This window comes from Rhodocyclaceae bacterium (genome assembly GCA_020248265.1).
GTDB lineage: Bacteria > Pseudomonadota > Gammaproteobacteria > Burkholderiales > CAIKXV01 > CAIKXV01.
The window spans coordinates 51620-64519 of record JADCHX010000005.1 but is presented as its reverse complement, the minus strand read 5'-3'; the positions used below and the strand labels follow the sequence as shown (position 1 = coordinate 64519).

Annotated in this window: 11 protein-coding genes; 6 read left to right on the top strand and 5 right to left on the bottom strand. The window is 67.1% G+C overall.

Annotated elements, in window-relative coordinates; translation table 11 throughout:
* Positions 1-4: 4 nt before the first annotated feature.
* Positions 5-1201, bottom strand: a complete 1197-nt coding sequence (locus ING98_07575; GenBank protein MCA3101716.1) for an acyl-CoA dehydrogenase — start codon at positions 1199-1201, stop codon at positions 5-7.
* 166 nt (positions 1202-1367) lie between these two features.
* Here ING98_07575 and ING98_07570 point away from each other — a divergent pair, with 166 nt between their 5' ends.
* Together ING98_07570 and ING98_07565 are read left to right on the top strand one after the other, a co-directional pair.
* The gene (locus ING98_07570) at positions 1368-2567 is read left to right on the top strand and encodes a YbfB/YjiJ family MFS transporter (GenBank protein ID MCA3101715.1); all 1200 of its coding nucleotides are present in this window, start codon (positions 1368-1370) and stop codon (positions 2565-2567) included.
* 82 nt (positions 2568-2649) lie between these two features.
* Positions 2650-3621: an amidohydrolase gene (locus ING98_07565; GenBank protein MCA3101714.1), complete on the top strand. Its 972-nt coding sequence runs from the start codon at positions 2650-2652 to the stop codon at positions 3619-3621.
* Positions 3622-3691: 70 nt separating this feature from the next.
* Here the strand turns inward: ING98_07565 and ING98_07560 are convergent, their stop codons facing one another.
* Together ING98_07560 and ING98_07555 are read right to left on the bottom strand one after the other, a co-directional pair.
* Complete coding sequence (locus ING98_07560) at positions 3692-4237, bottom strand: NUDIX hydrolase (GenBank protein MCA3101713.1); 546 nt, start codon at positions 4235-4237, stop codon at positions 3692-3694.
* 47 nt (positions 4238-4284) lie between these two features.
* The gene (locus tag ING98_07555; protein ID MCA3101712.1) at positions 4285-5514 is read right to left on the bottom strand and encodes an N-acetyltransferase; all 1230 of its coding nucleotides are present in this window, start codon (positions 5512-5514) and stop codon (positions 4285-4287) included.
* Between ING98_07555 and ING98_07550 the strand changes: the two genes are divergently transcribed.
* On the top strand, positions 5410-7236 hold the full coding sequence (locus tag ING98_07550; protein MCA3101711.1) for an NAD+ synthase: 1827 nt from the start codon (positions 5410-5412) through the stop codon (positions 7234-7236). The two genes, ING98_07555 and ING98_07550, sit on opposite strands and share 105 nt — an antisense overlap.
* Before the next feature lie 35 nt (positions 7237-7271).
* The gene (locus ING98_07545) at positions 7272-7610 is read left to right on the top strand and encodes a P-II family nitrogen regulator (protein MCA3101710.1); all 339 of its coding nucleotides are present in this window, start codon (positions 7272-7274) and stop codon (positions 7608-7610) included.
* A gap of 4 nt (positions 7611-7614) precedes the next feature.
* Here the strand turns inward: ING98_07545 and ING98_07540 are convergent, their stop codons facing one another.
* On the bottom strand, positions 7615-8268 hold the full coding sequence (locus ING98_07540) for a Smr/MutS family protein (GenBank protein ID MCA3101709.1): 654 nt from the start codon (positions 8266-8268) through the stop codon (positions 7615-7617).
* A gap of 28 nt (positions 8269-8296) precedes the next feature.
* Positions 8297-9256 carry a thioredoxin-disulfide reductase gene (gene trxB, locus ING98_07535; protein ID MCA3101708.1) on the bottom strand — a complete coding sequence of 320 codons (960 nt, stop codon included), beginning with the start codon at positions 9254-9256 and terminating at the stop codon, positions 8297-8299.
* A 409-nt stretch (positions 9257-9665) separates the two neighbouring features.
* On the opposite strand from trxB, the gene ING98_07530 reads away from it, so the two are divergent.
* Together ING98_07530 and ING98_07525 are read left to right on the top strand one after the other, a co-directional pair.
* The gene (locus ING98_07530) at positions 9666-10373 is read left to right on the top strand and encodes a Crp/Fnr family transcriptional regulator (GenBank protein MCA3101707.1); all 708 of its coding nucleotides are present in this window, start codon (positions 9666-9668) and stop codon (positions 10371-10373) included.
* 127 nt (positions 10374-10500) lie between these two features.
* Positions 10501-12894, top strand: a complete 2394-nt coding sequence (locus tag ING98_07525) for a DNA translocase FtsK 4TM domain-containing protein (protein ID MCA3101706.1) — start codon at positions 10501-10503, stop codon at positions 12892-12894.
* The last annotated feature ends 6 nt before the right edge of the window (positions 12895-12900 follow it).

Genomic DNA, 12900 nt, shown 5'->3' with positions numbered 1-12900 from the left:
CGGCTCAACCGCCGAACGCGGGGATCCCGGTCTGCGCACGGCCGAGGATCAGCGCATGGATGTCGTGCGTGCCCTCGTAGGTGTTGACCGCTTCCAGGTTCATCACGTGCCGGATCACGTGGTACTCGTCGGCGATGCCGTTGCCGCCGTGCATGTCGCGCGCGGTACGCGCGATCTCGAGCGCCTTGCCGCACGAGTTGCGCTTGAGCAGCGACACCATCTCGGGTGTGAGCTGGTGCGCATCCATCAGCCGTCCGAGCTGGAGCACCGAATGCAGGCCGATCGTGATCTCGGTCTGCATGTCGGCGAGCTTCTTCTGGATCAGCTGGTTCGCGGCGAGCGGGCGGCCGAACTGGCTGCGGTCCATCGTGTACTGGCGCGCCGCATGCCAGCAGAACTCGGCGGCACCGAGCGCACCCCAGGCGATTCCGTAGCGCGCACGGTTCAGGCAACTGAACGGACCCTTGAGGCCGGTCACGCCCGGCAGCACGTTTTCGTCCGGGATGAACACGTCCTGGAACGACAGCATGCCGGTGATCGATGCGCGAAGGCTGAACTTGCCTTCTATCTTCGGCGCGCTGAAGCCCTTCATGCCCTTCTCGACCAGGTAGCCGCGGATCACCCCCGCGTCGTCCTTGCCCCACACCACCGCCACATCGGCGATCGGAGAATTCGTGATCCAGTTCTTCGCGCCGTTGAGGATGTAGCCACCGTCGACCTTGCGCCCGCGGGTGGTCATGCCGGCCGGATCGGAACCGTGGTCGGGTTCGGTCAGGCCGAAGCAGCCGACCCATTCGCCCTTCTGCATGCGCGGCAGGAACTTCTCTTTCTGCGCATCGCTGCCGTAGGCGTGGATCGGGTACATCGCCAGCGACGACTGTACGGAGAACGCCGACCGGTAGCCGGAATCGACGCGCTCGACCTCGCGCGAGATGAGCCCATAGCTCACGTAGTTGACGCCGGCACAGCCGTAGCCGTCCAGCGTGGCGCCGAGGAAACCCATCTCGCCCATCTCGTTGAAGATTTCGCGGTCGAAGGTCTCGTTGCGGTTCGCCATCAGCACGCGAGGCATCAGCCGGCCCTGGCAGTATTCGCGTGCCGAATCGCGGATCATCCGCTCCTCGTCCGACAGCAGGTCGTCGAAGCGCAGCGGGTCGTCCCACTGGAATGCGGCTTTGGCGGACAGCTTCTCGGGTTTCATCGCGTTTCCTCCGGAGGGCGCAGTGCTGCGCGGGGCTGGGTCGGGAGGCATGCATGCACGCGGGCGGAAGCCTGCGAAGCTTCGTACACTCGCGGGTCCCGGCCTCCTCGACCTCGATTCCCTCGATTGTAGGCAATCGCCGGGAGTGCGTCCCGGAATCCTGCGCTTGGCAATCACCGGCTTCGACATCCAGCACGACGTACGCCGCCGCCCAGCCGGGCACGGGCCGGCCGCGCTCGCGCTGGCCGGCATGTTCACGCTGGCGGTCGCGATGGCCATCGGCCGCTTTGCGTTCACGCCGCTGTTGCCGATGATGCAGGCCGACAGCGGGCTGTCGCTGGCTGCGGGCGCCGCGCTCGCATCGGCCAACTATCTCGGATACCTCGCCGGGTCGGTACTCGCGGTGCTGCTGGGCTCGGCCAGCCACCGGGCGATCCGCAGCGGACTCGTGGGCGTGACGCTGGGTACGCTGGCGATGGGGCTGGTCGACGGCCTGTGGCCCTGGCTCGTCTTGCGCTTCCTGACGGGTGTCGCCAGTGCCTGGGTGCTTATCTTCGCCGCGACCTGGATGTTCAACCGCCTGGCGGAGGCAGGTGAGCCGCGCTGGGGCGCCTTCGTGTTCACCGGCATCGGCTGTGGCATCGCCGCCACTGGCCTGGCCTGCATGGGCATGGTGATGGCCGGTGCCAGCGCACGCGCGACCTGGCTGCTGCTCGGGCTCGCGTCCGCGCTGTCGACGCTGTTCGTGTGGCGCTTCTACCGTCCGAGGCCTGGCGCGGGGGCGACGACCGCCCGGGCCGCCAGGGTACGGTTCGGGGCGGCTGCCCGCCGGCTGGTCGTGGCCTACGGGCTTGCCGGCTTCGCCTATATCGTGCCGGCCACCTTCCTGCCGCTGATGGCACGCGAGGCGCTCGCCGGTGCCGCTGCCGCGCAGTGGGCCTACGCGGCCTTCTGGCCGCTGGCCGGCCTGGCCGCCGCGACCTCCACGCTGCTCACGCTGCGCCTGCGTGCGCCCGACGACCGGCAGTTGCGCGCTGCGCTGGTCGCGCAGGCGATCGGCGTGGCCGCCCCGGCGGTGTCGGCCCATCCGCTGGCGCTGGCCGTGTCGGCTGTGCTGGTCGGCGGCACCTTCGTACTGGTCACGCTGACCGCGCTGCGGGTCGCGCGGCTGGTCGAGCCGGCGCACGCGACCCGGCTGTTCGCGGTGATGACGACATGGTTCGCCTTCGGGCAGGTCGCCGGTCCGCTGGTGGCCGAGCGCATGGTGGCGTGGACCGGTGGTTTCGGCGCTGCGCTCGCCCTGGCCGGTGCCAGCCTGGTCCTGGCGATCGTGCTGACCCCGGTCGCGCCGCGCCGCGCGGGCTGACCGGCCCCGCCATGCGCGCACCGATTGCGCAGTCGGTGTAATGTTCGCGCCGTCATCGAATCCCACACGAGGAGCCGTGCCCATGTCGACACCCGCATCTACGACCCAGCGCCCGCAGGTCATCGCGCTTGAAGAACATTACTTCGATGCCGAACTGTCGAAACTCTTCGAAGGTTACGAGGCGCAGCCGAAGATGGGCAAGCGCCTGCTCGACATGGACGACGAACGCATCCGCCTGATGGACGAGGCCGGCGTCGATATCCAGGTCCTGTCGCATGCCGCGCCGGGCACGCACCGCCTGGATGCCGCCACTGCGGTGCCGATCGCGCAGCGGGTGAACGACCGCCTGAAGCAGATCATCGACCGCAACCCGTCTCGTTTCGCAGGCTTCGCCACGCTGCCCGCGTCCGATCCGCAGGCCGCAGCCGACGAACTGGAGCGCTGCGTGACGAAGCTCGGCATGAAGGGCGCGATGGTGCATGGCCTGACCAACGGCCTGTTCATCGACGACAAGCGCTTCTGGCCGATCTTCGAGCGCGCGGAAAAGCTCGACGTGCCGATCTACATCCATCCGTCGCGCCCGCACCCGGCGGTGATCGAGGCCTACTACAAGGACTACGTGAAGGAGTTCCCGTCGATCACCAACGCGGGCTGGGGCTTCGGCGTGGAGACCGGTACCCAGTGCCTGCGCCTGGTCCTGTCGCGGGTGTTCGAGACCTACCCGAAGCTGAAGATCATCTGTGGCCACCTCGGCGAGGGCCTGCCGTTCCTGCTCTGGCGCATCGACATGACGATGTCGCGCTCCGGCAACACGCCGCTGTACTTCCGCGAGACCTTCCGCAACAACTTCTGGCTGACCACCAGCGGTGCTTTCTCGCATGCCGCGCTGCTGTGCACGGTGATGGAGATGGGCATCGACCGTATCCTGTTCGGCATCGACTATCCGTACTGCGAGAACGCGCCCGGTACCGAGTGGATGAAGGACGTGCCGCTGTCGACCGAAGACCGCATCAAGATACTGAACGGCAACGCGAAGAAACTGCTGCGCATGTAGCCGGCGCTGCCGTGCGGCGGGCGCTGTCCGTGTCCGCCGCGCGGTCGTCCGGCAGGTCCGGGACGCGGGCCTAGGCCGGCCGTGGCGGTGGCTCTATGGTGCCGATGTGCATGCCGTAGCTGCCGCGCCGGCGGTCTTCGAAGTAGTGGGTGAGGGTGTTGCGTACCGTCGCGAACGCTATCTCCTGCCACGGGATCTCGGCCTCGGCGAACAGCTTCACCTCCAGCGATTCCTCGCCCGCGCCGAAACCCAGGTCGAGCAGGCGGGCGCGAAACAGCAGGTAGACCTGGCTGATGTGCGGGATGTTGTACATCGCGTAGAGGTGCAGCAGCTCTACCCGTGCATTGGCTTCTTCGAGCGTCTCGCGGGCGGCACCCTGCATCGTGGTCTCGCCGTTCTCCATGAACCCGGCCGGCACCGTCCAGTAGCCGCGCCGCGGCTCGATCGCCCGGCGGCAGAGCAGGATCCTGTCTTCCCATTCCGGGATGCAGCCGACCACCATCTTCGGGTTCTGGTAGTGGATCGTGCTGCAGGCATCACAGACGAAGCGCGGCAGCGCATCGCCGGCCGGTACCTTCAGGCTCACGGTTGCACCGCAGTGGCTGCAGAAGTTCATCGTCTCGACCTGTCGCGGGGAGCCGGATTATTGCATCGCCGGCGCGCTCATGTGCCCGAGGCCGCCGGCGCGCCGGCGGCGCGGAACGGGGCGTGCTCGTTCAGTTCGTCGACATAGTGGGCGATGCCGCGCGCCTCGCGCGCGAGGAAGTCCTCGACCGCACGTGCGAACTGAGGATGGGCCAGCCAGTGTGCAGAGTGGGTGACCACCGGTGTCAGGCCGCGCGCGAGCTTGTGTTCGCCCTGGGCGCCGCCTTCGAACACCGCGACCCGGTTGGCGATGCAGTATTCGATCGACTGGTAGTAGCAGGTCTCGAAATGCAGCCCGGAATGCCATTCGGTGCCGCCCCAGTAGCGTCCGTACACGCGGTCGCCCGAATGGACGTCCAGCGCGCAGGCGACCGGCTGCACCCGTCCGGCGTCGCTGCGCTCGCCGAGGATCAGCACGAAATGGTCGGGCAGGGCCTGTGCGACGCGCAGGAAGAACTCGGGCGACAGGTACGGAGTGTGGCCATGGCGCCGGTAGGTGTCGGCATAGCAGCGGTAGAAGAAAGCCCAGTCGCCTTCGGTGATGTCGGTGCCGCGCTTCCAGCGATAGGTGATTCCGGCCTCGCGCACCTTGCGTCGCTCCTGCTTCACCTTCTTGCGCTTGTCGTGGTTCATTGTCGCGAGGAAGGCATCGAAGTCGGGGTAGTGGCTGCCGTCGCCGGCTGCGGCTTCGTCCATCGCCGTGTCCGGTGTCGGCTGCCCGGCCGGTGCGCAGCCCCGGTTGTGCCAGTGGAACTGCACGCCCTGGCGCGCCATCAGGCCGGCGGCCGACAGGGCGGTGCGGTCGGCCGGGCCGGGATAGAGCAGGTGCAGCGACGACACCTCGAGCCGGTCCGCGAGCGCCAGCGCACCGGCGACCAGCGCGGCACGGTCAGCGTCGGTTGCGGCCAGCAGACGCGGTCCGCCCACCGGCGTGAACGGGACTGCGCACAGCAGCTTCGGGAAGTAGCGCATGCCGGCGCGTCCATAGGCATCGGCCCAGGCCCAGTCGAAGACATACTCGCCGTAGGAATGGTCTTTCAGGTAAAGCGGCATCGCGCCGGTGAGCGCCCCATCCCTGTGCACTGTGAGGAAGCGAGGTGTCCAGCCGGCGGCCGGCGCCGCGCAGCCGGTTGCTTCGAGCGCATGCAGGAACTCGTGGCGCAGGAACAACTGTTCGCCGGAGAGGCGGTTCCAGGCGCCTGCATCGATACCCGCGATCGAATCGTGCACCTCGACTGCCTGCGGCAGCGTCGACCGGGGTCTTTCAGGCGTTGGCTGGATGATATAGTTCCTTTCGTGAAGATAGCGCTGGCACAACTCAATCTAACCCTCGGCGACCTCGCGGGCAATGCGGCGAAGATTGTCGGCGCGGCGCACGAGGCCCTGCAGGCCGGTGCGACGCTGCTGGTGACGCCGGAACTCGCGATCTGCGGCTATCCGCCGGAAGACCTGCTGCTGCGGGAAGACTTCTACCGCTACTGCGACGAGGCAGTCGAGCGCGTCGCGCGCGAGGCGCCCGGCATCACGATCGTGATCGGCCATCCGCGTGCGCTCGGCGGGCGCCGCTACAACGCCGCCTCGGTGCTGCGCGGTGGCCAGGTGGTCGCGCGCTACCACAAGCGCAACCTGCCCAACTATACGGTGTTCGACGAGCAACGCTATTTCGATGCGGACACCGCGCCCTGCGTGTTCGAACATGAAGGCGTTCGCTTCGGCATCAACATCTGCGAGGATGTCTGGGGGCCGCAGGGCAGGGCGCAGGGCGAGCCGCGCCCCTTCCTGCACGGCGAACATGCGGTGGCGAGCGAATCCGGCCCCGCCCCTGCGCCGCTGGCCGCGCGGGAGGCGGGCGCGCAGTGCCTGCTGGTGCTCAACGCCTCGCCCTACCACGTGCAGAAGCAGCGCGCGCGCTACGACGTGGTGCGCAAGCGGGTCGCCGAGACCGGCCTGCCGGTGGTGTTCGTGAACCACGTCTGCGGCCAGGACGAACTAGTGTTCGACGGCGCATCGTTCGCGATCGACGCCGGCGGCGGGCTCGCGCTGCAGATGCCCTGGTTCGAAGAGCAGGTGGGCCTGGTCGAATTCGATGGGACACGGCTGGCGAAGGGGGCCTGCTCAGCCGAGCCGGAACTCGAGGAGGAGGTCTATCGCGCGCTCTGCCTGGGCGTGCGCGACTACCTCGGCAAGAACGGCTTCCCTGGCGCGCTGCTGGGCCTGTCCGGCGGCATCGATTCGGCGCTCACCCTCGCGATCGCGGTCGATGCGATCGGCGCCGACAAGCTGCATGCGGTGATGATGCCCTCGCAGTACACCGCCGGGATGAGCGTCGACGATTCGCGCAAGATGGTCGGGATACTCGGCGTGCGATACAGCGAACTGGCGATCAGGCCGGTTTTCGACGCATTCCTCGAGACGCTCGAGCCGGAACTCAGGGGTACCCGTCCCGACACCACCGAAGAGAACCTGCAGGCACGAATCCGCGGCACGCTGCTGATGGCGCTGTCGAACAAGTTCGGATCGATCGTGCTCACCACGGGCAACAAGAGCGAGATGAGCGCCGGCTATGCCACGCTGTACGGCGACATGGCGGGTGGCTTCGCGGTGCTGAAGGATATCTCCAAGACGCTGGTGTACCGCCTGTCGCGCTGGCGCAACCGCAACGGCGAGGTGATCCCGCAGCGGATCATCGACCGCCCGCCGAGCGCCGAACTGCGGCCCGACCAGACGGACCAGGACAGCCTGCCCGAATACGACGTCCTCGACGGCATCATCGAGGCCTACGTCGAACACGACCAGTCGCCTGAGCAGATCGTCGCTGCCGGTTTCGATCGCGCCGCGGTCGAGCAGGCCGTGCGGCTGATCCGTCTCGCGGAGTACAAGCGCCGCCAGGCACCCGTAGGCATTCGCGTCACCCCGCGCGGGTTCGGCAAGGACTGGCGCTACCCGATCACCAACCGTTTCCGCCACTGATCCGCCGTTCGTCCATCCACCGCCAGGAGCCATCGATGAAGAAGATCGAAGCGATCATCAAGCCCTTCAAGCTCGAAGAGGTCCGCGAGGCGCTGTCCGAGGTCGGTGGGAGCGGGCTCACCGTGTGCGAGGTCAAGGGCTTCGGTCGGCAGAAGGGCCATACCGAGCTCTACCGCGGTGCCGAGTACGCGATCGATTTCCTGCCCAAGGTGAAGATCGAGGTGGTCCTTCCCGATAGCCTGCTCGATGCGGCGATCGAGGCGATCAACAGGTCTGCGCGTACCGGCAAGATCGGCGACGGCAAGATCTTCGTCTACGACGTCGAGCAGGCGATCCGCATCCGCACCGGCGAGACCGGCGAAGCTGCGATCTGACCGGCTATCGCTCGCGCGCCTTCAACAGCACGAACAACGCGCCACCGCCGCCGTCGCGCGGCGTGGCCTCGCAGAAGGCCAGCACCTCGTCGCGCTGCGCCAGCCAGTGCGCAACCCTCGACTTCAGTACCGGCTCCCGGTTGCGCGAGCGCAGTCCCTTGCCGTGGATCACCCGGATGCAGCGCGCACCCCGGCGCGTGCATTCCGACAGGAAGGCGGCGAGGTGCACCCGCGCTTCCTCGCGGGTCATTCCGTGCAGGTCGATCTCGCCCTGCAGGATCCAGTGCCCGCGGCGCAGCTTCCGGAACACCAGGGGCGACACGCCGTCGCGCTTGAACGCCAGCTGTTCGCCGGTCTGGTTGTCGAATTCCCAGGCGACCGTGTCGCTCAGGCTGTCGGCCAGCGCCGCGCGGTCGTCTGCCCAGCGCTGCAGGGGCAGCGGGCGCACCCGCGGCGGGGACGGTAGCACGCGTCCCGTATCCGGCAGCGGGCTTGCATCGGACACCGCGGCTCGGAACAGGCCCGTATCGGACAGGTCGACCGCCGGCTGGATCACCGGCACCAGCGGTGGCGGGCGTCCGGCAGCGCGGCCGCCGCGCCCCTGCCCGGCGCGCGTGCCGATGGTGACCGCGCGTAACCGCCTGAAACGGTCTTCCATCGGACACTCGAACTGCCGGCCGCTGCGCCTACGTCAGCCCGTCGAGGTAGCGTTCGGCATCCAGCGCCGCCATGCAGCCAGTGCCGGCGCTGGTGATCGCCTGCCGGTACACGTGGTCCTGCACGTCGCCGGCCGCGAACACGCCCGGTACCGAGGTGGCGGTAGCGTTGCCTTCGGTACCGCTGCGGGTGGTGATGTAGCCACCTTTCATTTCGAGCTGGCCATCGAAGATGCCGGTGTTCGGCGTATGGCCGATCGCGATGAAAACGCCGTGCACAGGGAGGTCTTTCTTCTCGCCGGTTCCGGTCGATCGGATGCGCACGCCGGTCACGCCCTTGTCGTCGCCCAGCACCTCGTCGACTTCGTGGTTCCACTCGATGCGGATGTTGCCGTTCTTCGCCTTCTCCATCACGCGGTCGATCAGGATCTTCTCGGAGCGGAAGCGGTCGCGCCGGTGGATCATGGTGACCGTCTTTGCGATGTTCGACAGGTACAGCGCCTCTTCGACCGCAGTATTGCCGCCGCCGACGACTGCGACGTCCTGGCCCTTGAAGAAAAAGCCGTCGCAGGTCGCGCAGCCGGATACCCCGCGCCCGAGCAGCGCCTGCTCGGATTCGATGCCCAGGTACTTCGCCGACGCGCCGGTGGCGACGATCAGCGCATCGCAGGTGTAGATGCCGTTGTCGCCTTCCAGCCACAGCGGGCGCTGCCGAAAGTCGACCTTGCCGATCTGGTCGAACAGGATCTCGGTGCCGAAGCGCTCGGCGTGGCGGGTGAAGCGATCCATGAGGTCCGGGCCCTGAACGCCATCGGCATCGGCGGGCCAGTTGTCCACGTCCGTCGTGGTCATCAGTTGCCCGCCCTGGGCGTAGCCAGAAATCACCACGGGCTTGAGGTTGGCGCGCGCGGCATAGACGGCAGCGGTGTAGCCGGCGGGGCCGGAGCCGAGGATCAGCAGCCGTATGTGGCGAACAGGCTTGGCGGACATGGTGCACTCCCGAAATGACAGAACCCGATTGTACACGCGACGCAGATCGCCAGCCTGGATTCCGCCGTTTTCTTTCTTCAAATTCAGGGTGTTACGCTGTGCTTGCGGCCCTTTTCGAGGGCCGGGCCGAGAGTGCGGGACGGCGCTGCGGCGGGTACCGCTAAAGTGCCTGCGGCGCTGGTCGATAAGTGACCGACAGTCTCAAGCGTGAATCACTTCCTTGCGCACGCGGCTACCCGCCCAGCCTCCTGACGCTATACTTGACAGTCGATAGAGGTAAGTGCAGTAACCGACCGGTGGCAGTTCTCGCCGGTGAACTGAACGACGATGGTCGCGTGAGTCTCGCTGCACGTTCCAGCCTGCCTTTCCTGGGCGGGTGGACGGGGCGGCGGGCGTGTCACGCGAACAGATGCTCCCGCGACCGAGGTTCTCCGTGCCCGCTTCCCCCACCGTCATTGCCACGCTGCGTCTGGTGCCGTTCTTCGCGGCCCTTCCCGAATCCGACCTGCAAAGGCTTGCGTCGACCGCGCGTCAGAGGAAGTGCCCGAAGAATACGGTGATCATGTCGCAGGGTGACGACACCGATTCGCTTTCGCTCTACATCATCGCGTCGGGCCGGATCAAGGTCGGTATCAGCGACGAGGAGGGCAAGGAAGTCATCCTGTCGATCCTCGGGCCGGGACAGTTCTTCGGCGAGATGTCGCTGGTCGACGATCACCCGCGCTCGGCGAACATCGAGACGATGGAAGCATCCGAGTTCGTCGTCGTGAACAAGGACGATTTCAAGCGCTTCCTGTCTCAGAACTTCGACATGGCACTTTCGTTCATGAAGGAACTCGTGCGCCGCCTGCGCGAGGCCGACAAGAAGATCGAGAGCCTGGCGCTGATGGATGTCTACGGCCGGGTCGCGCGCGTGCTGCTCGACATGGCCGAGGAGACCGTCGACGGCAGGCTGATGATCAAGCGCCGGCTCACCAAGCAGGATATCGCCCGGATGATCGGCGCCTCGCGCGAGATGGTGAGCCGCGTGATGAAGGATCTCGTCGAGATGAACCACGTGAGCTTCCAGGGATCGGTGATCGTGCTGAACGAAAACCTGGCGGAATCCACGCGCTGATCCGCAGTACCCGATTTCCCGGACGCCGTGCCGCGAGTGTCCTGCGGCGGCAGTGTCTGGTCCGGGGGGTGCCCGGGCGCCGGTATACTCGTTGCCGCGGGCTGCCCGCTTTCCGGAGACCGGTCGTTTGTCCCAAGCCGCACGCAAGGCCCCTGAACCTTCCGCCCTCACGCTGACGCCGGGCCGCATAGCCGGTCTGCTGCGCGAGTCCTGGTGGCTCGGCCTCGTGGCGGCGGTGATCTACCTGGCGATGGTGCTCTATACCTTCGACCGGGCCGATCCGGGATGGTCGCACAGTGCCCGGGTCAGCGACATCCGCAACGCCGGCGGCGCGGTCGGCGCTTGGGTATCCGACCTGCTCCTCTGGCTGTTCGGAATGTCGGCGTGGTGGTGGTTGGGGTTCTGCCTGTATCTGATCTGGTGGGTCTATCGCCGGCTGGACGATCTGCTGAAACTCGAGCGGGCGCACCTCGCGGTCGCGGTGGCCGGATTCCTGATGCTCCTGGTCGGGAGCAGTTCGCTCGAGGCGCTGCGCCTGTACAGCCACACCGCTGCGCTGCCGCTCGCGCCCGGCGGCATGGTCGGCCTGGTGTTCAGCGGCGCGGTGTCTTCGGCGCTCGGCTTTACCGGCGCAACCCTGATGTTCCTGGTGATGATGGCGGTCGGCTTCAGCCTGTTCACCAACCTCTCGCTGATGGCGCTGATCGAGAAGACCGGCGAGGTCGTCGAGGGCGGGTTCGAATGGGCGCTGGCGAAATGGCACGAGCGCCAGGACCGGAAGATCGGTGCCCAGGCGGCAGTCGAGCGCAAGGAGGTGGTCGAAGTCGAGCGCAAGCGCTTCGAGCAGAACGAGCCCGTCCGCATCGAACCCCCGAAGGTCGAGATCGTGCCGTCGGTACGGGTCGAGAAAGAGAAGATCAAGGCCAAGCAGACCAAGCTGTTCGCTGACCTGCCCGACTCCCCGCTGCCGCCGCTCGGGCTGCTGGACGAGGCCCAGGTCCAGGTCGAGGTGGTCGGCAACGACACGCTCGAGTTCACCTCGCGGCTGATCGAGAAGAAACTGGCCGACTTCGGCGTCGAGGTGAAGGTGGTCGCGGCCTACCCCGGCCCGGTGATCACGCGCTACGAGGTCGAGCCGGCCACCGGCGTGAAGGGCAGCCAGGTGGTGAGCCTCATGCGCGACCTCGCGCGTGCGCTGTCGGTGGTGAGCATCCGCGTGATCGAGACCATCCCGGGCAAGACCTGCATGGGACTCGAGATACCGAATCCCAGGCGGCAGATGGTGCGCCTGTCCGAGATTCTCTCCTCGCAGGTGTATGCCGAAAATCCATCTTCCCTCACCGTCGCGCTCGGCAAGGACATCGGCGGCAAGCCGATGGTGGCCGATCTCGCGAAGATGCCGCACCTGCTCGTGGCCGGCACCACGGGGTCGGGCAAGTCGGTGGGTATCAACGCGATGATCCTGTCGCTGGTCTACAAGTCGACCGCCGATGAAGTGCGCATGATCATGATCGACCCGAAGATGCTCGAGCTTTCGATCTACGAGGGCATCCCGCACCTGCTGGCGCCGGTGGTGACCGACATGACCAAGGCTGCGGTGGCGCTGAACTGGTGCGTTGCCGAGATGGACCGGCGCTACAAGCTGATGTCCGCGCTCGGCGTGCGTAACGTGGCCGGCCTGAACGCGAAGATCCGCGACGCCGAGAAGGCCGGTACGCCTCTGGTCGACCCGATCGAGGCCGCTGCCGCGAAGGAAGCCGAGGCGGCGATGATCAGCTCGCGCCTTGGCAGTGGCGAGGACCCGGAGTCGATCCGCTCCACGGTCCCTCCGCCCGATCCGCTGCTGCCGCTGCCGCTGATCGTGGTGGTGATCGACGAACTCGCCGACCTGATGATGGTCGTCGGCAAGAAAGTCGAGGAGCTGATCGCCCGCCTCGCACAGAAGGCGCGTGCCGCCGGCGTCCACCTGATCCTCGCCACCCAGCGGCCGTCGGTGGACGTGATCACCGGCCTGATCAAGGCGAACATCCCTACCCGAATCGCCTTCCAGGTCTCGAGCAAGATCGATTCGCGCACCATCCTCGACCAGATGGGCGCCGAGGCGCTGCTCGGCCAGGGCGACATGCTGTACCTGCCGCCTGGCACTGGTTATCCGCTGCGGGTGCACGGGGCGTTCGTCTCGGACGATGAAGTGCACCGTGTCGTCGACTACCTGAAGAAGCTCGGCGCGCCGCAGTACGACCCCGCCGTGCTGGCCGGGGATTCGCTCGAGGACGGCGGCGCGGCGGGCGAGGGGGCAGCCGCATCGGCGGATGCCGAGACCGATGCACTGTACGACGAGGCGGTCGCGATCGTGCTCAAGACGCGCCGTCCGTCGATCTCGCTCGTACAGCGACACCTGCGTATCGGCTACAACCGGTCGGCGCGGTTGATCGAGCAGATGGAGCGCGCAGGTCTGGTGTCCCCGATGCAGACGAACGGCAACCGCGAGGTGCTGGTGCCGGCCGGCGGCGAGCGATGAACACCG